The 21845-nt window shown below is 72.1% G+C and carries 17 protein-coding genes; 11 read left to right on the forward strand and 6 right to left on the reverse strand.

The window, feature by feature from the left end; translation table 11 throughout:
• Positions 1-112: 112 nt before the first annotated feature.
• The 3 genes from ABH931_RS26235 to ABH931_RS26245 all read left to right on the forward strand — a co-directional run bounded on the left by ABH931_RS26235 (position 113) and on the right by ABH931_RS26245 (position 4662).
• Complete coding sequence (locus ABH931_RS26235) at positions 113-1684, forward strand: chitinase (protein ID WP_370117985.1); 1572 nt, start codon at positions 113-115, stop codon at positions 1682-1684.
• Positions 1685-1804: 120 nt separating this feature from the next.
• A complete protein-coding gene (locus ABH931_RS26240) occupies positions 1805-3064 on the forward strand; it encodes an amino acid deaminase (RefSeq protein WP_370117987.1) in 1260 nt (419 codons plus the stop codon).
• On the forward strand, positions 3064-4662 hold the full coding sequence (locus ABH931_RS26245) for an amidohydrolase family protein (RefSeq protein WP_370117990.1): 1599 nt from the start codon (positions 3064-3066) through the stop codon (positions 4660-4662). Before ABH931_RS26240 ends, ABH931_RS26245 begins: the two co-directional genes overlap by 1 nt.
• Positions 4663-4678: 16 nt before the next feature.
• On the opposite strand, the gene ABH931_RS26250 is transcribed toward ABH931_RS26245, so the two are convergent.
• Complete coding sequence (locus tag ABH931_RS26250; RefSeq protein WP_370117993.1) at positions 4679-6142, reverse strand: hypothetical protein; 1464 nt, start codon at positions 6140-6142, stop codon at positions 4679-4681.
• Positions 6143-6251: 109 nt separating this feature from the next.
• Here ABH931_RS26250 and ABH931_RS26255 point away from each other — a divergent pair, with 109 nt between their 5' ends.
• From ABH931_RS26255 to ABH931_RS26265, 3 genes are all read left to right on the forward strand, one after another.
• Positions 6252-6788 carry a hypothetical protein gene (locus ABH931_RS26255; protein WP_370117994.1) on the forward strand — a complete coding sequence of 179 codons (537 nt, stop codon included), beginning with the start codon at positions 6252-6254 and terminating at the stop codon, positions 6786-6788.
• A gap of 119 nt (positions 6789-6907) precedes the next feature.
• On the forward strand, positions 6908-8122 hold the full coding sequence (locus tag ABH931_RS26260; RefSeq protein ID WP_370117997.1) for a pyridoxal phosphate-dependent aminotransferase: 1215 nt from the start codon (positions 6908-6910) through the stop codon (positions 8120-8122).
• Positions 8123-8166: 44 nt separating this feature from the next.
• The gene (locus ABH931_RS26265) at positions 8167-8559 is read left to right on the forward strand and encodes a hypothetical protein (protein ID WP_370118000.1); all 393 of its coding nucleotides are present in this window, start codon (positions 8167-8169) and stop codon (positions 8557-8559) included.
• A gap of 5 nt (positions 8560-8564) precedes the next feature.
• On the opposite strand, the gene ABH931_RS26270 is transcribed toward ABH931_RS26265, so the two are convergent.
• Positions 8565-10400, reverse strand: coding sequence for a phosphoenolpyruvate carboxykinase (GTP) (locus ABH931_RS26270; RefSeq protein WP_370118003.1), 1836 nt, complete (start codon positions 10398-10400; stop codon positions 8565-8567).
• A 199-nt stretch (positions 10401-10599) separates the two neighbouring features.
• On the opposite strand from ABH931_RS26270, the gene ABH931_RS26275 reads away from it, so the two are divergent.
• The 4 genes from ABH931_RS26275 (at position 10600) to ABH931_RS26290 (ending at position 15537) form a co-directional block, all read left to right on the forward strand.
• On the forward strand, positions 10600-11292 hold the full coding sequence (locus ABH931_RS26275; RefSeq protein ID WP_370118006.1) for a hemolysin III family protein: 693 nt from the start codon (positions 10600-10602) through the stop codon (positions 11290-11292).
• A 61-nt stretch (positions 11293-11353) separates the two neighbouring features.
• The gene (locus ABH931_RS26280; RefSeq protein ID WP_370118009.1) at positions 11354-12910 is read left to right on the forward strand and encodes an MFS transporter; all 1557 of its coding nucleotides are present in this window, start codon (positions 11354-11356) and stop codon (positions 12908-12910) included.
• Positions 12907-13554 carry a TetR family transcriptional regulator gene (locus ABH931_RS26285; RefSeq protein WP_370118013.1) on the forward strand — a complete coding sequence of 216 codons (648 nt, stop codon included), beginning with the start codon at positions 12907-12909 and terminating at the stop codon, positions 13552-13554. The genes ABH931_RS26280 and ABH931_RS26285 overlap by 4 nt, the downstream gene beginning before the upstream one ends.
• Positions 13555-13752: 198 nt before the next feature.
• Entirely contained in the window at positions 13753-15537 is a 1785-nt protein-coding gene (locus ABH931_RS26290; RefSeq protein WP_370118016.1) for a BTAD domain-containing putative transcriptional regulator, read from the forward strand.
• 225 nt (positions 15538-15762) lie between these two features.
• Here ABH931_RS26290 and ABH931_RS26295 read toward each other — a convergent pair whose 3' ends face one another.
• Positions 15763-16263, reverse strand: coding sequence for a hypothetical protein (locus tag ABH931_RS26295; RefSeq protein ID WP_370118018.1), 501 nt, complete (start codon positions 16261-16263; stop codon positions 15763-15765).
• 98 nt (positions 16264-16361) lie between these two features.
• Positions 16362-17123 carry a 4'-phosphopantetheinyl transferase superfamily protein gene (locus ABH931_RS26300; RefSeq protein WP_370118021.1) on the reverse strand — a complete coding sequence of 254 codons (762 nt, stop codon included), beginning with the start codon at positions 17121-17123 and terminating at the stop codon, positions 16362-16364.
• Between the two features lie 191 nt (positions 17124-17314).
• On the opposite strand from ABH931_RS26300, the gene ABH931_RS26305 reads away from it, so the two are divergent.
• Positions 17315-18298 carry a TauD/TfdA family dioxygenase gene (locus ABH931_RS26305; protein ID WP_370118024.1) on the forward strand — a complete coding sequence of 328 codons (984 nt, stop codon included), beginning with the start codon at positions 17315-17317 and terminating at the stop codon, positions 18296-18298.
• 129 nt (positions 18299-18427) lie between these two features.
• Here ABH931_RS26305 and ABH931_RS26310 read toward each other — a convergent pair whose 3' ends face one another.
• Positions 18428-20971 (reverse strand): ABC transporter permease, encoded by a 2544-nt coding sequence (locus tag ABH931_RS26310; protein ID WP_370118027.1) that lies wholly within the window; start codon positions 20969-20971, stop codon positions 18428-18430.
• The gene (locus tag ABH931_RS26315) at positions 20971-21780 is read right to left on the reverse strand and encodes an ABC transporter ATP-binding protein (protein WP_370118030.1); all 810 of its coding nucleotides are present in this window, start codon (positions 21778-21780) and stop codon (positions 20971-20973) included. The genes ABH931_RS26310 and ABH931_RS26315 overlap by 1 nt, the downstream gene beginning before the upstream one ends.
• Positions 21781-21845 lie beyond the last annotated feature (65 nt).

Consider the following 21845-nt stretch of genomic DNA (forward strand, 5'->3'; position numbering starts at 1 on the left):
GCATTAAGGCGCGGGCCACCCCCTTGACACCGCGAATGGTCTAGTCCAACTTGTGTGGCGGGCTTCACTTTCCGTCTCTCCCCGCTTCCCCCACAGTTGGAGACAGACCCCTATGCCTTCCCCGCGTACCGTCAACGCCGCGCTGGCCTCCGTGGCCGCGCTCGGCCTCGGCCTCACCGGCATCGTCGCCTTCAGTGGCGGCGCCAGCGCCGACACGACGAATCTCGTGGTCAACCCCGGTTTCGAGACCGGCTCCCTGGCCAACTGGACCTGTGACGCCGGCACCGCGACGGTCTCCTCGTCGACCGTCCACTCCGGCTCCTACGCGCTCGCCGCCACCCCCACCAGCGGCGACGACGCGCAGTGCACGCAGACCATCAGCGTGCAGCCGAACTCCTCCTACACGCTGAGCTCCTGGGTCAACGGCCCGTACGTCTACCTCGGCACCTCGGGCGACGGCACCACGGACGTCAGCACCTGGTCCTCGCAGAGCTCCTGGAACCAGCTGAGCACCAGCTTCAAGACCGGCGCCTCGACCACCAGCGTCACGATCTACCTGCACGGCTGGTACGGGCAGTCCACCTACTACGCCGACGACGTGACGCTGAGCGGCGCGGCCGGCTCCAGCCCGAGCCCGACGCAGAGCAGCTCGGCCTCGCCGAGCGCCAGCGCCTCCGCCTCGGCATCCGCCTCGCCGACGCAGAGCAGCACCCCCACCCAGAGCAGCTCGCCCACGCAGAGCGCCTCCCCCACGGCCACCTCGACCGGCGGCACCGGCGGCGGCAGCAACCCGAAGCACTGGGTGACCGGCTACTGGCAGGACTTCGACAACGGCGCGACCGACCAGAAGATCAGCGACGTCAACTCGCAGTACAACCTGATCGCGGTCGCCTTCGCCAACGCCGACTCCGCCGGTGACGGCGGCATCACCTTCTCGCTCGACCCGACCCTGCAGAGCAAGCTCGGCGGTTACACCGACGCGCAGTTCAAGGCGGACATCGCCGCCAAGCAGGCGCAGGGCAAGAAGGTGATCCTCTCGATCGGCGGCCAGAACGGCACGATCTCGATCACCAGCGCGGCGCAGGCCACCGCCTTCGCCAACAGCGCGTACTCGATCATCCAGCAGTACGGCTTCAACGGCGTGGACATCGACCTGGAGAACGGGATCAACCCGACCTACATGTCCTCCGCGCTGCACCAGCTGGCGTCCAAGGTCGGCTCGGGCTTCATCCTGACCATGGCCCCGCAGACCATCGACGTGCTGAGCGCCTCGTCCGACTACCTGGCCACCGCGCTGCAGGTGAAGGACATCCTCACGATCATGAACACCCAGTTCTACAACTCGGGTTCCATGAACGGCTGCGACGGCGGCGTCTACAGCGAGGGCAACGTCGACTTCATCACCAGCATCGCCTGCACCGCCATCCAGGCGGGCCTGAGCCCGAACCAGGTCGGCATCGGCGTCCCGGCCTCGGCCAGCGCGGCCGGCAGCGGCTACGTCTCCCCCACCGTGGTCGAGAACGCGCTGAACTGCCTGGCCAAGGGCACCGGCTGCGGCACCTTCAAGCCCAGCACCACCTGGCCGACCATCGGCGGCGTGATGACCTGGTCCACCGCCTGGGACGCCAGCAACGGCAACCAGTTCGCCAACAACGAGGGCGCCTTCACCAACGCGATGCCGTAGGACCGCACGACTGAGGGTCCGGCGCTCCGACCAGGAGCACCGGACCTTTCCGCGTCCCCGGCGCACTGGCAGGATGAGCAACGAACGTTGCAGGTCACGCAACCGATGAGGAGCCGATCCATGGACAAGGCCGCACTCGGCGCGCTCGGCGAGACCGTCGTCGACTGGCGCTTCAAGGGCATGCCGATGGGCGGCAGCGCCACCGTGGACGAGCTGCGGGCCGAGCCGCTGGGCCTGTTCGACGGCGATTTCGTGACGCCGCTGCTCACCCTGGACGCGCACGCGCTGAACCACAACCTCGAGCTGATGGCCTCCTGGGCCCGGCGCCACGGCCTCGCCCACGCACCGCACGGCAAGACCCCCCTCGCACCTCAGCTGTTCCAGCGCCAGCTGGACCTCGGCGCCTGGGGCATCACGGCGGCGACCCCGAGCCATGTGCAGATGTACCGGCACTTCGGTGTGAACCGGATCTTCCTCGGCAACGAGCTGGTCGACGCCGCGGCACTGCGCTGGCTGAGCGCCGAGCTCACAGCTGATCCCGAGTTCCGCTTCGTCTGTTATGTGGACTCGGTTCACGGGGTCGAGCTGATGGACGCCGCGCTCACGCACCAGGTCGACGTCGTCGTCGAGCTCGGAGCGGTGGGTTCACGCACCGGTGTCCGCTCCTCGGTGGAGGCGGACGAGGTCGCGCGGGCCGTCCGTGGCTCGCAGTGGCTGCGGCTGGTCGGCGTCGCCGGTTACGAGGGCACCCTGGCGGATGTCGACGAGACGCGGAGCGCGGTCCGGGACTGGCTGCGCGAGCTGGTGGACACCGCCCGCCGCTTCGACGCGAGCGGCTACTTCACCGACGCGGACGAGATCGTGGTCAGTGCGGGCGGCAGTGAGCACTTCGACCTGGTCGCGGAGGCCCTGACCGAGAGGGCACTGGAGCTGTCGCGCCCCGTGCTCCGACTGCTGCGAGCCGGTGCCTACGTCACGCACGACCACCTGCACTACGCGAGGATCACCCCGCTGACCGAGGAGACGGAGCACTTCCTCCCCGCCCTGAAGCTGTGGGCCCAGGTCGTCTCCCGTCCGGAGCGCGGGCTGGCTCTGGTGAACGCGGGCAAGCGGGACGTCCCGTACGACCTGGGTCTCCCGCTGCCGCTGGAGATCCGCGAGGAACGGAGCGGCCAGGTCCGAGCCGCCGAGGGCCTGAGCGTCACCAAGCTCTCCGACCAGCACGCCTTCGTCGCCCTCGCGCCCGAGGCCGAGGTGGAGGTCGGCGACTGGATCGGCTTCGGCCTCTCCCACCCCTGCACGGCGCTGGAGAAATGGCAGTTGATCCCGGAGGTCGGCGCGGACGACCGGGTCGTCGACTACATCCGCACCTTCTTCTGATGAGAACCGTCCTGCGGGGCGCGCTCGTGGTCGACGGCAGCGGCGGCGCGCCCTACCGCGCCGACGCCGTCCTCGGCGGTGGCCGGATCGTCACCCTGCACCGCGAGGGCGACCCCGGCCCCAGGCCCGGCGGCGGATGGGTGCTGGACGCGGACGGACTGGTCCTCGCCCCCGGCTTCGTCGACATGCACGCCCACTCCGACCTGGCGCTGCTGACCGACCCCGCGCACGAGGCCAAGGTCGCCCAGGGCGTGACGCTGGAGGTGCTCGGCCAGGACGGCCTCTCCTACGCGCCCGTCGACGACACGACCTCGGCCGGCCTGCGCCGGCAGCTCGCCGGCTGGAACGGCGACCCGTCCGACGCGGACTTCGACTGGAACTGGCGCAGCGTCGGCGACTACCTCGCCCGGCTCGACGCCCAGGGCATCGCGGTCAACGCCGCGTACCTCGTGCCGCAGGGCACGCTGCGCGCCCTCGTCATGGGCTGGGAGGACCGGCCCGCGACAGCCGCCGAGCTGGACCGGATGCGGCAGGTGCTGGCGCAGAGCCTGGCCGAGGGCGCGGTCGGCATGTCCTCGGGGCTCACCTACACCCCCGGCATGTACGCCGACACCGCCGAACTGACCGCCCTGTGCGAGGTGGTGGCCGCCCACGGCGGCTACTGGTGCCCGCACCACCGCTCGTACGGAGCGGGCGCGCTGGAGGCGTACGCCGAGGTGGTCGGCATCGCGCGCACCGCCGGCTGCGCCCTGCACCTCGCCCACGCGACGATGAACTTCGAGGTCAACCGGGGCCGCGCGGGCGAGCTCCTCGCGCTGGTCGACACCGCCCTCGCCGACGGCGTCGACCTCACCCTCGACACCTACCCCTACCTCCCCGGCTCGACCACGCTCGCCGCACTGCTGCCCGGCTGGGCGGCGGCGGGCGGCCCGGCCGAGACGCTGCGCCGCCTCGCCGACCCCGCCGCGCGGGCCCGCATCCGCGCCGACCTGGAGGTCCACGGGTCCGACGGCTGCCACGGCGTCGTGGCCGACTGGGACACCGTGCAGATCAGCGGCGTGCGCGAGCCCGCGCTGCGCCCGGCCGTGGGCCTGACGGTCCGCCGGCTGGCACGCCGCGACGGGGTCGAGCCGTTCGAGGCGTTCACCCGCCTGCTGGTCGAGGACGGCCTCGGCACGACGATCCTGCAGCACGTGGGCCACGAGGAGAACGTCCGCGCCGTCATGCGCCACGACGTGCACTGCGGCGGCAGCGACGGTCTGCTCGTCGGCGACCGCCCCCACCCCCGCGCCTGGGGCACGTTCCCCCGCTACCTCGGCACCTACGTCCGCGAGCTGGGCGTCCTCTCACTCCCCGAGGCGGTCCGCCACCTCTCGGCGACCCCGGCGCGACGGCTCGGCCTGCGCGATCGGGGTCAGGTCCGCGAGGGCTGGGTGGCCGACCTGGTCCTGTTCGACCCGGAGACGGTCGCCGAGGAGGCGAGCTTCGCGCAGCCCCGGCGCCTGCCGCGCGGGATTCCCCACGTGTTCGTCAACGGCGTCGCCGTGATGGACGACGGACGCAGGACGACCGCCCTGCCCGGGCGCGCGATCACCTGACGCGGGGGCCTGCGGCTCACCCGATGTTCGACGCCGGCGCCGCCGGGGTCAGATGCAGGGTGTGCAGGGTTCCCGGCACCGGGTGGGAGACCGTCAGGGAGAGGATGTGGGTGGCCGGGTCCCACACGGTGGTGTCCTCCGCGTCGAAGTCGATCTGCGGTCCCGCCGGGAAGTCCGCGGGCGGGAGGTAGACGTCCGTCGCACCGACGACGCCCGCCACGTCGCGGAACTGGAGGGTGAAGACCAGGGTGCCCTTGTCGTAGTCGAACTCCACCGGAGCCCCCGCGACCACGCGCGGGTAGGCGGTGTCGAGCACCGACGCGATGTCCGCGGCCTTTCCGGAGAGCTGCCAGGGCGACCAGGCGCCCGGCGCCGCGGCACAGCAGGCCGAACCGGCCATCAGGCCGTCCACCAGTTCCTGGACGTGGTCCACGTACAGGTGTGCGCCGGGGGCGGTCAGGTCCGTGCCCCAACCTCCGATCAGCAGGGGAGCGTTCAGGCGCTTGGCAGTGCGTACGGCTTGTATCGCCCAGGAGTTGAGGAAGCGGTCGGTCCAGAAGACGCCGTTGCCGGTGTAGCTGCCGTCCGGGTCCAGCGGCGCGGGGTAGAGCTGGGGGGCGTAGCCGATGCGGGCGGTGCCGTGGCGCGGGTCCGGCAGGTAGGGCAGGGCGCTGGGCAGGCCGGTGTCCGTCGCGTCGGCCTCGGGCTGGACGAAGAGCCAGTGGTTCGGGTCGACCGCGCGGATCCGTGCGACGACCCGGTCGTAGAAGCCGGCCAGCGGGCCCGTCTCGAAGGCGGGGCCCTGCACGGATCCGCCCCAGGGGCGGTCCAGCAGGTCGAAGCCGACGAGCGCGTCCGCGGGGCTGAGCGGGCCGGGGGCGTGGGCGAGGTGCGCGGTCAGGTAGCGCGCGACGTACACCCAGGCGGCGGCGTAGCGGTCCTGCAGGTCGGGGGCGTCGCCGCGGGTGTGCCAGAACTCGTCCGCGGCGGTGATCCGGGCCGCGTCGACCGCTGTCGGCGCGGCCGCCGTGCCGGGCGGTGGGCCGTAGCCGTCCTGCGTCATGGCGAGCACCACGTGGTCGCCCGCGGCCGCGTAGCGGTCGACGCGCAGGACCAGGTCGGCGAGGTAGGCGTCGTCGTAGTGGCCGGGGCTCGGCTCGACGCGGCTCCAGTGCAGCAGGATCCGGGCGAAGTCGTCACCGAGCAGCGCCGTTTCGGCGCCCGGCGCCGGCACGGCGGCGGGCTTCCCCCTGCCTGCCGCCGTCCGCGTCCCGGCGGCGGCCGGTCCGGTGTCGTCCACGTTCAGGCCGTAGAGGATCAGGGCGCGCCCCTGGGCGTCCGTCAGGAACCGTGGCACGGTCGCGCCGGCCGCCGCCGGTGTGCCGAGGTTCAGCAGCACACCCCCGGCGCAGGCCAGCACCACCAAGCCCGCGAGCCACCCCCACAGACGTCCCCGCACCCGCCACCCCCCTGCAGCCATGGTGATCGTAGATCGCCGGGCTGGGAGCTCGCAGGGAGTCGATGTCCTGATTCTGTATCAACATCGCCGGCGCCCTCACCGGGCTGGTGCGTACGGATACAGTCCGCCCATGACCCCGCCGCTGGACCGCCCGCGCACCGTGCTGCTGACGGGCGTGGCCGCCACGCTCGCACTGGTGCTGGCGCTCGGAACGGACTCCGTGTGGTTGCGGCTGACACAGGACTTCCCGGCGCTGCTGCACACGCAGGCGCTGGGCGTACCGCCGTTCCTGCCGGGGCTGCGGCCCGATCCGCGCGGCGACGGCACCTGGGCGTTCACCTGGTCGGAGGATTTCGCGGCGCTGCTGCTGCTCGGCACCGTCGCGGCGCTGCTGCGGCGCCACGTCGTGCACCACCCGTACGCGGGCGGCCTGCGGCGGCTGCGCGCGGGCTGGGTCGCGGTGGTCGCGGGCGGGGCGCTCGCCGGTGCCTTCCGGGGGCTGGCCCTGGCGCGGATGACGGACGCGGCCCCGCTGGGCTGGACCGTTCACCCGTTGGCCGGCGCCGTCGCCGGGGCGGGCTGGGGTCTCGCGCTCGGCTGGACGGTCGGCCTGGCCGTCGCGCTGGTCGGCGTGCGCCGCCGGCCCGCCCTCGCGCCCGGCCGCTGATCCGCCGCCGGCCGGCCGGAGAAGAGCCCGGCACGGAGTGCTACCGCAGCTCCCGTCAATGTCCCACATGGCGAAAATCACCGGGCGCCTGCTATGCCGAGGCGTTAGGGTGCATCGGTATGCAGGTGATCCAGTCCAGCAAGCTCGCCAACGTCTGTTACGACATCCGCGGCCCGATCCTCGACGAGGCCATGCGGCTCGAGGACGCGGGGCACCGGATCCTGAAGCTGAACACCGGCAACCCGGCACCGTTCGGCTTCGAGGCGCCGCCGGAGATCCTGCAGGACATCGTCCGCAACCTAGCCGGGGCCCACGGCTACGGCGACTCCAAGGGCCTGCTCTCCGCCCGCCGCGCCGTGGTGATGCACTACGAGGAGCGCGGCCTGCACGGGCTCACCGTCGATGACGTCTACATCGGCAACGGCGTCTCCGAGCTGATCCAGATGGCCATGCAGGCGCTGCTGGACGACGGCGACGAGATCCTCGTGCCCTCCCCCGACTACCCGCTGTGGACGGCGTCGATCAGCCTCTCGGGCGGGACGGCGGTGCACTACCGCTGCGACGAGCAGTCCGACTGGTACCCGGACCTCGCGGACATCGAGTCGAAGATCACCGACCGCACCCGCGGCATCGTGATCATCAACCCGAACAACCCGACCGGTGCGGTCTACCCGGTCGAGCTGCTGGAGGGCCTGGTCGAGATCGCCCGTCGGCACGACCTGATCGTGTACTCGGACGAGATCTACGACAAGATCCTCTACGACGACGCCGAGCACACCTCCACCGCCGTGCTCGCCCCGGACCTGCTCTGCCTGACCTTCAACGGCATGTCCAAGGCCTACCGGGTGGCCGGCTTCCGCAGCGGCTGGATGACCATCTCCGGCCCGAAGGAGGAGGCCCGCAGCTACATCGAGGGCCTCACCACCCTCGCCACCATGCGTCTGTGCGCCAACATGCCCTCGCAGCACGCGATCGCGGCCGCGCTCGGCGGGCGCCAGTCGGTCAAGGACCTGATCCTGCCCGGCGGGCGCCTGCGCGAGCAGCGCGACATCGCCTGGAAGATGCTCAACGACATCCCCGGTGTCTCCTGCGTCAAGCCGCGCGGCGCGCTCTACGCCTTCCCGCGGCTGGACCCGAAGGTCTACAAGATCAAGGACGACGCCCAGATGGTGCTGGACCTGCTCAAGCAGCAGCACATCTACGTCGTCCAGGGCACCGGCTTCAACTGGTCGGAGCCGGACCACTTCCGTCTGGTCACGCTGCCGCGCGCGGAGGACCTGACCGAGGCGATCGAGAAGATCGGCGTCTTCCTGTCGACCTATTCTCAGCCCTAGAGACAGAGACTTGTTTTAGACAAAGTCCAAGTTAGGCTGTTCCCATGTACGAGCAGCCGAAGATCCGACCTGTCCGCAAGCCGGTCCGGACCGCGCACGCTCCCACCCCTCCCGTGAGCGGGCTGCGCGGACAGCTGGCCGGTCATCTCGCCGCGCTGCTGTCTGTCACGCGCGAGCTCCACGCGCGGACCGGCGACCCCGCGCTGGAGGACGCCGCCGCGGCGATCGGCGCCCGGATCGCCGAGTTGGGCACCCGGCTGCCGCCGCGCGCGGCCGTGGCCTATCCGTCCGACCTCGCGGTGCTCCACGCGCACGCCTTCGACCTGGCCGGCCGCGTGCTGGTCGTGGCGGCGTCCCAGCAGGACACCAGGACGGCGATACTCGCGTGCCGCCGTATGGACGTCCATACGGCGGCACGCGAGTCACTGACTGCCTAGGGGAATCAGCCCAGGCGCTGGGTCAGCTTCTCGTACTCGTCCCACAGGGCCTTCGGCGTGTGCTCGCCGAACAGCTCCAGGTGCTCGGGGATGAGCGCGGCCTCCTGCTTCCAGATGTCGCGGTCGACGGAGAGCAGCAGGTCGAGGTCGGCCTGGTCGATGCTGAGACCGGCGAGGTCCAGCGCGTCCTGGGTGGGCAGGACACCGATCGGGGACTCGACGCCCTCGCCGGTGCCCTCCAGACGCTCGACGATCCACTTGAGCACGCGGCTGTTCTCGCCGAAGCCCGGCCAGACGAACTTGCCGTCGGCGTTCTTGCGGAACCAGTTCACGTAGTAGATCTTCGGCAGCTTGGCGGCGTCGGCGTTCTCGCCGATCTCCAGCCAGTGGGCGAAGTAGTCACCCATGTTGTAGCCGCAGAACGGCAGCATCGCGAACGGGTCGCGGCGCAGCTTGCCGACCGTGCCCTCGGCGGCGGCGGTCTGCTCCGAGGCGACGTTCGCGCCCAGGAAGACGCCGTGCTGCCAGTCGAAGGACTCCGTCACCAGCGGAACCGCGCTCGCGCGGCGACCGCCGAAGAGGATGGCCGAGATCGGCACACCCGCCGGGTCCTCCCACTCCGGGGCGATGGTCGGGCACTGGCTGGCCGGGACGGTGAACCGGGCGTTGGGGTGCGCCGCCGGGGTCTCCGACTCGGGGGTCCAGTCGTTGCCCTTCCAGTCGATCAGGTGGGCGGGCTTCTCCTCGGTCATGCCCTCCCACCACACGTCGCCGTCGTCGGTGAGCGCCACGTTGGTGAAGACCGTGTTGGCGTACATCGAGTCGATGGCGTTGGCGTTGGTGTCACGACCGGTGCCGGGGGCGACGCCGAAGAAGCCGGCCTCCGGGTTGATCGCGTAGAGGCGGCCGTCCGCACCGAACCGCATCCAGGCGATGTCGTCGCCGATCGTCTCGACCTTCCAGCCCGGAATGGTGGGCTGGAGCATGGCCAGGTTGGTCTTGCCGCAGGCGCTGGGGAACGCCGCCGCGACGTACTTGGCCTCGCCGGACGGCGGGGTGAGCTTGAGCACCAGCATGTGCTCGGCCAGCCAGCCCTCGTCGCGGGCCATGGTCGAGGCGATGCGCAGCGCGTAGCACTTCTTGCCGAGCAGGGCGTTGCCGCCGTAGCCCGAGCCGAAGGACCAGATCTCCCTGGTCTCCGGGAAGTGCGAGATGTACTTGGTCTCGTTGCACGGCCAGGCGACGTCCGCCTCGCCCTCGGCCAGCGGGGCGCCCAGGGTGTGCACGGCCTTGACGAAGTCGCCGTCCTCGCCGAGGTAGTCGAGCACGGCCTGTCCCATACGGGTCATGGTGCGCATCGACACGGCGACATAGGCGGAGTCGGTGATCTCCACGCCGTAGGCGGCCAGCGGAGAGCCCACGGGACCCATGGAGAACGGCACCACGTACATGGTGCGGCCCTTCATGGAACCCTGGAAGATGTCACCGAAGATGGCCCGCATCTCGGCGGGAGCCTTCCAGTGGTTGGTCGGACCGGCGTCCTTCTCCTGCTCGGAGCAGATGAACGTGCGGTCCTCGACGCGCGCGACGTCGCGCGGGTCCGAGGCGGCGTAGTAGGAGTTCGGCCGCTTCTCGTCGTTCAGCTTGCGGAAGGTGCCCTTCTCGACAAGCAGGTCGCACAGGCGCTGGTACTCGGCTTCCGAGCCGTCGCACCACTCGATCCGATCCGGCTGGGTGAGCTCTGCGATCTCCTGCACCCACGCCAGCAGCTTCTTGTGCCGGGTCGGGACAGCATTGACCAGGGCAGAGTTCTCGTTCGGCACGATCGCTCCGTTTCCCATCCGGTCGTCCTTGAACGGATGGTGAGGGGTTGAGGGTCTTCGCAGCGTATCTCCGATGTCGGCCGAGTGACACACCGCGGGCCTGTGAGAACGACAACACCGCAGGTCAGCGTCAGTTTGACGAGAATTCCAGCAGACCTACTGGTAGGTAACCTACGGCACCGTAGGTATGCTCTGCCGTATGAGCGCAGGGGCGGAAATGACAGAACCGAACTCCGGACAGCACGCGAAGCAGAACGCGGAGCTCAGTACCGAACAGAACACGGCACGAAAGCCCGCACTGCGCGGCTGGTTGCACGCGGGAATGTTCCCGGCGACGGTCGCCGCCGGGATCGTGCTCATCTGCCTGGCCACGACCACCGCGGCGCGGGTGGCCTGCACGGTCTACGCGATCAGCGCCTGGCTGCTGTTCGGCGTCAGCGCGCTCTACCACCGCTTCACCTGGGGTCCGCGCGGCGAGGCGATCCTGCGGCGACTGGACCACAGCAACATCTTCCTGATCATCGCGGGCACCTACACGCCCGTGACGATCCTGCTGCTGCGCGGGGCGCAGCAAGAGGTGCTGCTCTGGCTGGTCTGGGCGGGCGCGCTGGCCGGGATCGCCTTCCGGGTCTTCTGGGTCGGCGCGCCGCGCTGGCTCTACACCCCCTGCTACCTGGCCCTCGGCTGGGCGGCGGTCTTCTACCTGCCCGACTTCTTTCGCAACGGCGGCGTCGCCGTGGCGGTCCTGATCATCGTCGGCGGCCTGCTCTACAGCGCCGGCGGCGTGATCTACGGGCTGAAGCGGCCCAACCCCTCGCCGCGTTGGTTCGGTTTCCACGAGGTCTTCCACGCCTGCACCCTCGCGGCGTTCACGGTCCAGTTCGTGGGGGTCTCGCTCGTCGCCATGTGATTGACAGCTCCTAGCTTTTGAGAGTTACTGTCAGAAGACAGTAACTCTCTTGGGGGCTGCCATGACCACGGACGCGACCGTGAGCACCACCGCACCATCGGACTCCGCACCGCCCGACCGGAAGCGCTGGTGGGCGCTGGCCGCCGTCTGCCTCAGCGTGCTCGTGCTCGGCTTCGACGGCACGATCCTCAACGTCGCCCTGCCCGACATGGCGGTCCAGCTGCACGCCACCACCGGCCAGCTCCAGTGGATCGTCGACGCCTACCTCGTCGTCTTCGCCGCCGCGATGCTCCCCGCCGGGCTGCTCGGCGACCGCTTCGGACGCCGCCGGCTGCTCGTCGGCGGGCTGGTGCTCTTCGGCATCGCCTCGCTGGTGGGCACCCTCGCCGACTCGCCGGCCACCCTGATCGCGGTCCGCGCGGTGATGGGCCTGGGCGGCGCGTTCATCATGCCGCTGGGCATCGCCATCCTGCCGAGCCTCTTCGCACCCGCCGAGCGACCGCGCGCTGTCGCCGTGATGACCGCGGGCATGGCCGTCGGCATGCCGCTCGGCCCGATGCTCGGCGGGCTGCTGCTGAACCACTTCTGGTGGGGCTCGATCTTCCTGGTCAACGTCCCGCTGATCGCGGTCGGCATCGTCGCCTGCCTGTGGCTCGTGCCCGAGTCGACCGACCCGTCCGTGCCGCGCATCGACGTGCTCGGCGCGGTCGTCGGCGTGCTGGGCCTGGCCGCGCTCACCTTCGGGATCATCCAGGGCCCGACCGACGGCTGGGGCTCGGCGCAGGTGCTCGCCTCCCTCGGGGCGGCCGTCGTGCTGCTCGGCGGACTGGTCCGGCGCGAACGCTCCCAGCCGCACCCCATGGTCGACTTCACCCTGCTCGCCGACCGCGTCTACCGGTGGAGCACGGTGGCCTCGGTGCTGGTCTCCTTCGTCATGATGGGCGGCCTGTTCGTACTGCCGCAGTACCTCCAGTCGGTGCTCGGCTACGACGCCCTCGGCACCGGTGTCCGGCTGATGCCGCTGATGGCGGGCCTGCTGGTGGCCGCGCGGGCCGCGGAGCGGCTGGTGGCCCGGCTGTCGGTCCGCTGGGTCGTCGCCGTCGGCATGCTGGTCGTCGCCGCGTCCATGCTGCTCGGCGCGTCCACCGCCACCGGCGACGGCTACGGCCGCACCGCGATCTGGCTGGGCCTGCTCGGCGTCGGGATGGGCTTCACCATGGTCCCCGCCATGGGCGCCGCGATGGCCGCGCTGCCCGAGGAACGCGCGGGCGTCGGCTCCGGCCTGCTGCAGACGCTGCGTCAGTCCGCCAGCGCGATCGGCGTCGCGCTGCTCGGCAGCCTGCTGGCGAGCGCCTACACCGCCCGCCTGGACACCGGTCCGCTCCCCGCATCCGCGGCGCACGTCGCCCGCGGCTCGGTCTCGGCGGCCCAGGCGCTCGCCACGCAGCTGCACGACACCGCCCTCGCGGCGTCCGCCCACGCCGCGTTCGTCCACGGCATGGACCTGGTGCTGCTGACCTGCGGCATCGGCGCCGCCCTCTCCGCCGCGCTGATCGCCTGGCGGATGCCGGGCAGAACGCCGGACGGGGCGCGCGGTGCGGCAGAATCCGAAGCATGACCCCCGGCAACTCCCCCACCCGAACCCCCGCCGGCTCCGAGCTCGAGGAACTCCTCGCCGCTCCGCTGGGCCTGCGGGAACGCAAGAAGCTGAAGACCCGCCGGGCAATCCGCTCGGCGGCCTTCGGCCTCTTCCGGGACCAGGGCTACGAGGCCACCACCGTCGACCAGATCGCGGCCGCGGCGGACGTCTCCCCCAGCACCTTCTTCCGGTACTTCCCCACCAAGGAAGACCTGGTCATCAGCGACGACTACGACCCGCTGATGGAGTCCGGGCTGCGGGCCAGGCCCGCGGGCGAGCCCCTGGTCGCCTCCGTCCGCGAGGCGATGGTCGGCCCGCTGCGGCAGATCCTCGCGGCGGAGCGCGACGAGGTGCTGCTGCGCATGCAGCTGTACCGGGAGGTCCCGGCGATCCGGGCCCGCGCGCTGGTCGAGATGCAGCGCAGCAGCGCGATGATGTGCGAGCTGCTGGCCGAGCGCACCGGTCTGCCCGCCGACGGCCTGGAGCTGCGCGCCCTGGTCGCGGCGGTGATGGCCGTGTCGAGCGAGACCGTGCAGTTCTGGGCGGAGCGCGGCGGCGAGGCCGACCTGGCCGACCTGCTCGCCGACGCGATCGGCTCCGTCGGCCGTTCGTTCGCCCAGTGAACATGCCTTTTCCGGCGGCCCCTTCCCCGATTGCCTCCCGATAATCCGCGGATAAGCGCCCTCCCTACTGTCTGGGGGTATTCAGGACATCCAGGCAGACCAGAAGGGGGCACCGGAATGGACTTCCGGATTCTCGGTCCTGTGGAAGCAAGAAAAGACGGCGAGAGAATCAAGCTGTCGGGATCCAAGGTCCACACCGTGCTCGCCACGATGCTGCTGGCGCACGGCAAGGTGGTGCCGGACTCCCGGCTCACGGCGATGCTGTGGGGCTGGGATCCACCGGCGACGGCCAACGCCCAGATCTACACCTACATGTCGAGGCTGCGGCGGTACCTGGGCCTGGACGTCGAGATCTCCCGGCGTCCACCCGGCTACGTGCTGACCGCGCCCGGCGCCAGCATCGACCTCCAGGAGTTCGAGCGGCTGGACCGGCTGGGCCGCGAGGCCCTCAAGCAGCGCCGGTTCCCGGACGCGCAGCGGCTGCTGCGTCAGGCGCTGGACCTGTGGCACGGCTCGGCGCTGGCCAACGTCACCGAGTACATGCAGGACGTCGAGCTGCCACGGCTGGACGAGGCGCGGATGCTGACCCTGGAGAGCAGGATCGAGGCCGATCTGGCCCTCGGCCTGCACGAGCAGGTCACCGCCGAGCTGACCAGCCTCGTGGCCGAGTACCCGGTCCGGGAGCGGCTGCGCGCGCAGCTGATGACCGCGCTCTACCGGGGCGGTCGCCAGGCGGACGCGCTGCGGGTCTACTACGAGGGCCGGGCGGTCCTCGCGGAGCAGCTGGGCGTGGACCCGGGCGAGGCGCTCGGCTCCACGTACCAGGCGATCCTGGTCGGCGGCATCGGCCGCCCGGAGGCGGAGCCCGAGCCGGGTGCGGCGGGGGCGCCCGGCCCGAGTGCGGTCCGCGCGTCCGCGCCGGTCACGGGTCCGGTCTCCGTGCCCGTCTCTGTTCCGGCGGTGACCAGCACGCTGCCCGGCGAGGACCGTGAGTTCGTGGGCCGGGAGGAGGAGCTGAACGAGCTGGTCCGGCGGCTGATGACGCCGACCGGCCGGCCGCGTCGTCTGCTGGTCACCGGGATGCCCGGGGTCGGCAAGACCGCGCTGGCCGTGCGGGCGGCATCGGAGGGGGCCGAGTGCTTCCCCGACGGCGTGCTGTTCGCCGAGCTGTGCCACCCCGACGGCACCCCGAAGCCGCCGGCCGCGGTGCTGCGCGGCCTGCTGCGGGCGCTGGGCGACCAGGCCGTGGACACCTCCGAGGAGCTGGACGACCTGGTCCGCCGCTACCGGACGCTGACCTCGGGCCGCCGGGTCCTGGTGGTCCTCGACGACGCCGTGGGCGACCTCCAGTTGGCTCCCCTCCTGCCCAGCGGCACGCAGGCGGCGGCCCTGGTCACCAGCCGCAGCCGGCTGAGCCGGGTGGGCGGCGCGGACACCGTGACGCTGCCGCCGATGACCGACGACGAGGCGCTGGAGCTGCTGGCCGGCTCCGCGGGGCACGACCGGCTCGCCGACGACCCCGACGCGACGGACGACCTGATCGCCTACTGCGCGGGCCTGCCGCTCGCGTTGACGATCGTCGCCGCGAAGCTGGCGGCCCGTCACCACTGGCCCCTGGCCCGGTTCGCGGCGCGTCTCGCGGATCCGGCGCACCGGCTGGCGGAACTGAGCTTCGGCGACGCCGACCTGCGCCGCGCGATCCTGCCCTCGGTCCGCCGCCTGGACCACCCCGCGCTGGTGGCCCTGGCGGGCCTCTCCGCCGCCGGCACCGAGCCCTTCGCCGCGGCCGACGCCGCGGTGTGGACCGGCCTGGACGAGCACGAGGCCGAGGCGGCGCTGGAAGCGCTGGTCGACGCCGCCCTGCTCGACCTCGACGCGCTGGACGCGCAGGACCGCGTCCTGTACCGCTGCCACGAGGCGGTCTCGCTCTTCGCCACGTGGATGACCGAATCCGACGCCCTCGCCCTGGCCGCCGGCGCGTAGCGCCGCAGAGGGCGCGGGCTCCCACGGGCAGTTGCACTCCCCAGGGGCGCGGGGAACTGCGCGAGCACCCACCGGCGTGCGGATGGCCCTGAACGTTGAGGACCATCCGCACGCCGGTGGCTTGCCGCGCAGTTCCCCGCGCCCCTGGGGAGTGCGACGGACTCGTCGCGCAGAAGTCCCGCGCCCCTGGTGGTGCACCCACAGGCGGGAGCGTCGGTGCCGTCGCTACCAGCGGAAGGGCCCGCGGGGGAGGGGTTCGCGGACGGGGGCGAGGAGTTCGCGGACGAGGCCCCAGACGTCGCGGACGACCTGCTCGCGCGGGGGGCGCGGGTTGTGGGCGAGGGCGTCGGCGGTGATCTCCCACATCGTGGCGACCGCCGCGACCGCGCGGGCCTGGCCGGAGGGGCCGGCCGGCCGGGCGCGCAGCAGGCCGACGTCGAGGCGGTGGGCGAGCTCCGCCGCCTGGTCGCGGCGCATCTCGGCGGTGGGCGCGGTGAGCGCCGACGGGCCCAGCTCGTGGTCGTACATCTGCCGGACCCACGTGGAGACGCGGAGGCGTTCCCGCTGCTCCCAGCCGCCCGGCGCGCCCGGCCCCGGATCGGCCGACTCCACGTGCGCGGCCACGGCCTGGTACAGGGCGTCGAGGGCGACTCGCTCGGAGCGCGCCGGGGCGGCCTCGGCTCGCCGGATCGGCCTGGTCGGCGCGGGGGCGAGAGTGTGCGACATGGTCTGCGTCCTTCCCGTGAACGGTGAGGGTGGGCGACAAGCGGTGAACGCTGAACGGTGAACGGGCGGGCCCGTAGGCGGGACACGAACGGCCGGGGTCAGCCGCCGACATGGACGCGCAGCTCGACCGGCAGCGCGGGGCCCGCGGGACGGGCCACCGCCGCCGCGAGATCGGGGGCCAGGTCCAGGTCCTGGACCAGCCACAGTGAGGGGCGCTCCGGATCGGGGTTGCGGACCATGACCGGGCCGGGCAGCTCGGGGCGGGTCTCCAGCCGGGCCAGGTCGGTACCGATCAGGCCCACCCCGACGGCCTTGACGACCGCCTCCTTGCGGGTCCAGATCCGGTGGAACGCCGCGTCGCGGTCCGCGCCCGGGGGGAGGGCGCGCAGGTGGGCGCGCTCGTGCTCGGTGAGGACGGTGTCGAACAGCGCCGCCTCGCGGACCGGGCGGATCGCCTCCGCGTCGATGCCGACGGATGGGTCCATCGAGACCACCAGCAGACCGTGGCCCTCCGTGCGGGAGAGGCTGATCGATAGCTGCGCCGGCGGCTCGACCAGGCGCGGCCGGCCGTGGCTGTCGTCACCGCAGCCCCCGCAGGTGTGCCGGCCGATCACGATCGACTCCGGCGCCACCCCGAGCAGTTCGCCCAGAACCCGGCGGGTGCCGCCGTGGGTGCGGGCGAAGGCAGCGGCGTCGCGCTCGGCCAGCATGCACAGCGCCCGACGCAGCTCGTCGGTGTCGAGCAGGGCGAGGTCCTGCGGATCGCTGCGCTCGGGCGGCCGCCACCACCAGATGTGGACCACCGAGGGGGCGGCTGCGAGCTCCGACCCGAGGGACTGTTCCCCGGACTCCCAGAACATTGGATCACCTCCGTTGCGCTGCGGTTATCTCGACCGGTTATCGCCTGGTTATCGCTGTTGGAACCGAGCATCCGGCGACTCCCTATGCCCTCCCTATAAAAGCGGTTCATAGGACCGCGATAGCGCGCGTTTCGAGACTCGAGGGGCCACGGCTTTTCGAATCGATATCGGAACGTCAGCGAGGGATATCCATGTCACAGACCCAAGCACTCGCCCACCTCTACGAGCTGGAGCTCACCGACGCCGAGCAGGCACAGGTGCTGCACGCCGCGGAACGGCTCGCCCGCGCCGAGCCGGGTGTCATCGACGACCCGGTCTGGGTGGAGGCGGTGCTGGACGCGGGCGCGGTGCTGCCGGCCCGACTGCTGCGGACACTGCGCCGGTTCCGGCACGATCCGGGACCGAACGGGGCTCTGCTGCTGCGGAACCTGCCGGTCGTGGGCGCGGTGCCGCTGCCGGTCACTCCGTGCCGACCGGGCTCGGTCGAGCGGACGCCGTCGGTCGCGGCCGGGGTGCTCGCGGCCGTCATGGCCCAGCTGGGCGAGATCATCGCGTTCCGCGCGGAGAAGACCGGCGCGCTGGTGCAGAACGTCGTGCCGGTGCCCGGCAGCGAGGCCTCCCAGTCCAACGCGGGCTCGGTGCTGCTGGAACTGCACACCGAGAACGCCTTCCACCCGAACCGGCCCGACTACGTGGGCCTGGTCTGCCTGCGCGAGGACCCGACGGGCGACGCCCGGCTGTGCACCTCCTCGATCCGGCAGGCTCTGCCGCTGCTCCCTCCGGAGACGGTCGGCGTGCTGTGGGAGCCGCGCTTCCTGACGGAGGCTCCGCCGTCGTTCGGGTCGCCGGACGGGGTCGCCCCCGCGCACGCGCTCCTGCGCGGCGCGCCGGAGGACCCCGACGTGCTGGTGGACTTCGCGGCCACGCACCCGCTGGACGAGGGCGCGGAACGGGCGATGGCCGAGCTCCGGGAGGCCTTCGTGGAGACGATGGACATGCTGGCGCTGCGCCCGGGCGAGCTGGCGGTGGTCGACAACCGGATGGCCGTGCACGGCCGGACCTCGTTCGTCCCGTCCTACGACGGCAACGACCGCTGGCTCCAGCGGGTCTACGCCCACCTGGACGGCCGGCGCACCCGCCCCGACCGGACCGGCGGCGGCCCGGTGCTGGACTGAGCCCGGTCCGGGCTGGGCCCCGAAACCGGGCTCAGCCCTGGCACCGGTCCGAGCCCCCGGGCACGCGGACGGGGCGTGGCACGGTCGAGACCGTGCCACGCCCCGTCATCGGGAGAACATGACCGTTCGTTACTGGCGGGCGCCGATCACGTCCGCCGGACGGTTGGTCAGGGCCACCCGTCCCGGGATGATCGTGGCCAGCAGCGCGAGAGCGGCCGCGAAGCCCACGACACCCAGGTAGCGCCAGGGCGCGATGGACGGCGTGGCGGAACCGGTCATCCCGACGCTGAACGCGGTGAGCACGGCCAGCGCGATACCGGTGCCGAGTACCGCCGCCACGAGCACCACCAGGACCGACTCCAGGCGCAGCATCCGCATGACCTGGCGCCGGGTGGTGCCGACCAGGCGCAGCAGCGCGAACTCGCGGATGCGCTCGGAGACCGTCATCGCCAGCGTGTTGACCGCGGCGATCGCCGTGAAGGCGATGATCAGGCCCATCGCGGTGTAGTTGACCGCCGCGTTGGACTGCTCCGCCGTGGTGGCCAGTTGGTCCACCTGTCCGCGGTCCAGGACCGCGACGCCGGGGAAGCCGCGCAGCGCCGCGGCGAGCGCCGCGCGGTCGGCACCCTTGACCAGGACGGAGCCGGCCAGCGGGTCGTCCACGTGCTTGGCCAGCAGGTCGCGGGAGACCGTCAGGTCCCCGAAGCCCAGCCCGCGCTGGTAGACGGCGTCCACGGTGAGCGTGACCGGGGTTCCGTCGCCGAGGGTCAGTTGCAGGGTGTCGCCCGGCTTCTTCCCGAGGCCGGACGCGGCCACCTTGCTGAGCGCCACGCTGCCGTCACCGAAGCCGTCCAGACTGCCGGAGGTGACGCCGGGGTCGAAGGTCTGCGTGAGTCCCTGGGCGGAGAGCCCCTCGACGGTGTACTTGTCGACGCCCACCCGGACGGAGCTGTGCAGCACCTCCGTCGCGGCGGTGACGCCCGGCGTCTGCCGCAGGGCCTGGACGGCCTGCTCGGGAACGCCGGGGGTGGCCGCGGCCACGACCCAGTCGGCCTTGTTGCCGGCCCGCGCCTGCGCCTGCGACGCGTCACCCATCGTGGTCGCCACGAAGAAGACCGTGCAGGCCATGGCGATCAGCAGGGCCAGCGGCGTGATCGCCGCCGCCACCCGCTTGGCGCCCGCACGGGTGTTGGCCGCGGCGAGGTAGCCGCCGACGCCGGCCAGGCGCAGCGGGGCGCCGAGCACCGTGACGGCGATCCGCGCGATCACCGGGCCCAGCAGCGAGACGGCGACGGCCAGCACGACCACCGTGAGGAAGGTGACCGGCGAGGACGCGGGCTCGGTGTCGAGGACGCTCAGCACCGCCAGCAGCACGACGCCGCCCGCCAGCACGAGGAGGCCGGCCAGCAGCCGCCCCCAGCCCAGACGGCGCTCGACGGCGGCCTCGGCCAGCGCCTCCGCCGGACGGATCCGGGCGGTGCGGCGGCCCGAGATGCGCGCCGCCGCCCAGGCGCCGAGCAGCGCCGCGCCGATGGCCGCGAAGAACGGGAAGACGCTGAAGGTCACCTGGAGGGTGTCCGGGATGGCCTTGAGCGCCACGAACCGGTCGTGCAGCCAGTAGGCGACGGGCAGACCCGCGACGGCTCCGGTCACCCCGGCGACGCCGCCGACGAGCAGCGCCTCCCGGCCGATCAGCTTGCGCACCTGCTTCGGTGTGGCGGCGATCGCGCGGAGCAACGCCAGCTCGCGGTAGCGCTGCTGGATGGAGAGGGCGAAGGTGCCGACCACCACGAGGATCGCGACGAGCAGCGAGGTGCCGCCGATCGCGCCACCCATCGACACCAGCTTGATCCGCGCGTTCGAGGCGTCGAGGAACTCCATGGGACCGAGGTCGCCGCCGGTGTGGACCTGGGCGGTGGTGCCCGCCAGGGCCTGGCGGGCCTCGGCGGCCAGGGTGTCCGCGGAGACCCCGGACGCGGCGACGATGCCGACCGCACTGACCTGGCCCGGGTGGCCGGCCAGCGTGGCCGCCTCGTCGTCCGAGAAGAAGAGCGAGCTCTGCTGGGTGAGGTCGCCGCCACGGGGTGCGGCGACGCCGGAGACGGTGAACCGCTGCGGCCCGAGGCCGGACTCGACGGTGAGCGCGCTGCCGGCGTGGAGACCGAGGCTCCCGGCCAGTTCACGGTCGACGACGACCTGGTCCGGGCCCTGCGGCGCGGAGCCCTGGACGAGTGTGAACGGGGTCAACACAGCGGAGGTCCAGGCGTGCCCGTAGCTGGGCTTGCCGTCGATCCCCGAGGTCGGCTGTCCGTGCGCGTTCACGGCGTAGGCGGTGAAGGTGAGCTCCGGGACGACCCGCGCGGCGCCCTGGATCCCGGAGAGCTTGTCCACCGTGTCGGCGGGCAGCCACACCCGCTCCGAGAGGGGCTTGGACTTGGTCTTGGTCTTCGTCTTCCCCTTCTTCTCCGACGTGGTCGTCTCGTGGACCTGCTGGTCGCCACCGACCACGACGGCCGTGCCGGCGTAGCGCTCGGTGGCGATGGCGCCGGACAGGCCCGTCTCCAGCAGGATCCCGCAGGCCGTGACGAGCATCGCCGCGCAGAACAGCGCCAGGAAGGCGCCGATGAAGCCGCCCTTGCGGGCGCGCAGGGTCTGCAGCGTGTAGCGGAACATCAGGCCCACGCTCCCAGCCGGGTCATCCGGTCGGCGACCTGGTCGGCGTTGGGGTGGTCGAGCTGGCCGGCGATCCGGCCGTCGGCCAGGAAGAGCACGGTGTCCGCGTAGGACGCGGCCACCGGGTCGTGCGTGACCATGACAACCGTCTGCCCGGTCTCGTCGACGCACGAGCGCAGCAGGGAAAGGATCTGACGGGCGGTCACGGTGTCGAGGGCGCCTGTCGGCTCGTCACCGAAAATGACGTCGGGGCGGGTGATCAGCGCGCGGGCGATCGCGACGCGCTGCTGCTGGCCACCCGACAGCTCCGCCGGACGGTGACCCGCACGCCCCTCCAGGCCGACCCGGGCCAGGATCTCGTCCTGCCAGCGCCGGTCCAGCCGCTCGCCGGACAGGCGCAGCGGCAGCTCGACGTTCTGCCGCACGGAGAGGGCGGGGATCAGGTTGAAGGCCTGGAAGACGAAGCCGATGCGCTGCCGGCGCAGCTCCGTCAGCTGGGTCTCGTTCATGCCGTCGAGGGAGGTGTCGCCGATGTGCACGCGCCCGGAGGTCGGGCGGTCCAGACCGGCGGCGCAGTGCAGGAACGTGGACTTGCCGGAACCCGAGGGTCCCATCACGGCGGTGAACGAACCCCGTGCGACGCCGAGGGTGATCCCGTCGAGCGCGCGCACGCCGCGTCCACCGCGGCCGTACTCCTTGGTCACGCCCTCCAGCCGGAGGGCCGCGGCCGCGCCGATCGCCTGGTCGTCGGACGGACGCCCGCGCACGAACTCACCGCGGGCCTGGTCGATGCTGGGGCGGGTCCTCATTGGACGGTCCTCTCCAGTGGTCAGCTGCTGTCGTCCTGACGCGCCGACCGGGCTGTGGACCGCAG

The sequence above is a fragment of the Streptacidiphilus sp. MAP12-33 genome, assembly GCF_041261265.1.
GTDB lineage: Bacteria > Actinomycetota > Actinomycetes > Streptomycetales > Streptomycetaceae > Streptacidiphilus.

What these genes read in the sequence shown, in the direction of transcription:
- ABH931_RS26235 (WP_370117985.1), top strand. Translation starts at nt 113, where the DNA reads ATGCCTTCCCCGCGTACCGTCAACGCCGCGCTGGCCTCCGTGGCCGCG.
- ABH931_RS26240 (WP_370117987.1), top strand. Translation starts at nt 1,805, where the DNA reads ATGGACAAGGCCGCACTCGGCGCGCTCGGCGAGACCGTCGTCGACTGG.
- ABH931_RS26245 (WP_370117990.1), top strand. Translation starts at nt 3,064, where the DNA reads ATGAGAACCGTCCTGCGGGGCGCGCTCGTGGTCGACGGCAGCGGCGGC.
- ABH931_RS26250 (WP_370117993.1), bottom strand. Translation starts at nt 6,142, where the DNA reads ATGGCTGCAGGGGGGTGGCGGGTGCGGGGACGTCTGTGGGGGTGGCTC.
- ABH931_RS26255 (WP_370117994.1), top strand. Translation starts at nt 6,252, where the DNA reads ATGACCCCGCCGCTGGACCGCCCGCGCACCGTGCTGCTGACGGGCGTG.
- ABH931_RS26260 (WP_370117997.1), top strand. Translation starts at nt 6,908, where the DNA reads ATGCAGGTGATCCAGTCCAGCAAGCTCGCCAACGTCTGTTACGACATC.
- ABH931_RS26265 (WP_370118000.1), top strand. Translation starts at nt 8,167, where the DNA reads ATGTACGAGCAGCCGAAGATCCGACCTGTCCGCAAGCCGGTCCGGACC.
- ABH931_RS26270 (WP_370118003.1), bottom strand. Translation starts at nt 10,400, where the DNA reads ATGGGAAACGGAGCGATCGTGCCGAACGAGAACTCTGCCCTGGTCAAT.
- ABH931_RS26275 (WP_370118006.1), top strand. Translation starts at nt 10,600, where the DNA reads ATGACAGAACCGAACTCCGGACAGCACGCGAAGCAGAACGCGGAGCTC.
- ABH931_RS26280 (WP_370118009.1), top strand. Translation starts at nt 11,354, where the DNA reads ATGACCACGGACGCGACCGTGAGCACCACCGCACCATCGGACTCCGCA.
- ABH931_RS26285 (WP_370118013.1), top strand. Translation starts at nt 12,907, where the DNA reads ATGACCCCCGGCAACTCCCCCACCCGAACCCCCGCCGGCTCCGAGCTC.
- ABH931_RS26295 (WP_370118018.1), bottom strand. Translation starts at nt 16,263, where the DNA reads ATGTCGCACACTCTCGCCCCCGCGCCGACCAGGCCGATCCGGCGAGCC.
- ABH931_RS26300 (WP_370118021.1), bottom strand. Translation starts at nt 17,123, where the DNA reads ATGTTCTGGGAGTCCGGGGAACAGTCCCTCGGGTCGGAGCTCGCAGCC.
- ABH931_RS26305 (WP_370118024.1), top strand. Translation starts at nt 17,315, where the DNA reads ATGTCACAGACCCAAGCACTCGCCCACCTCTACGAGCTGGAGCTCACC.
- ABH931_RS26310 (WP_370118027.1), bottom strand. Translation starts at nt 20,971, where the DNA reads ATGTTCCGCTACACGCTGCAGACCCTGCGCGCCCGCAAGGGCGGCTTC.
- ABH931_RS26315 (WP_370118030.1), bottom strand. Translation starts at nt 21,780, where the DNA reads ATGAGGACCCGCCCCAGCATCGACCAGGCCCGCGGTGAGTTCGTGCGC.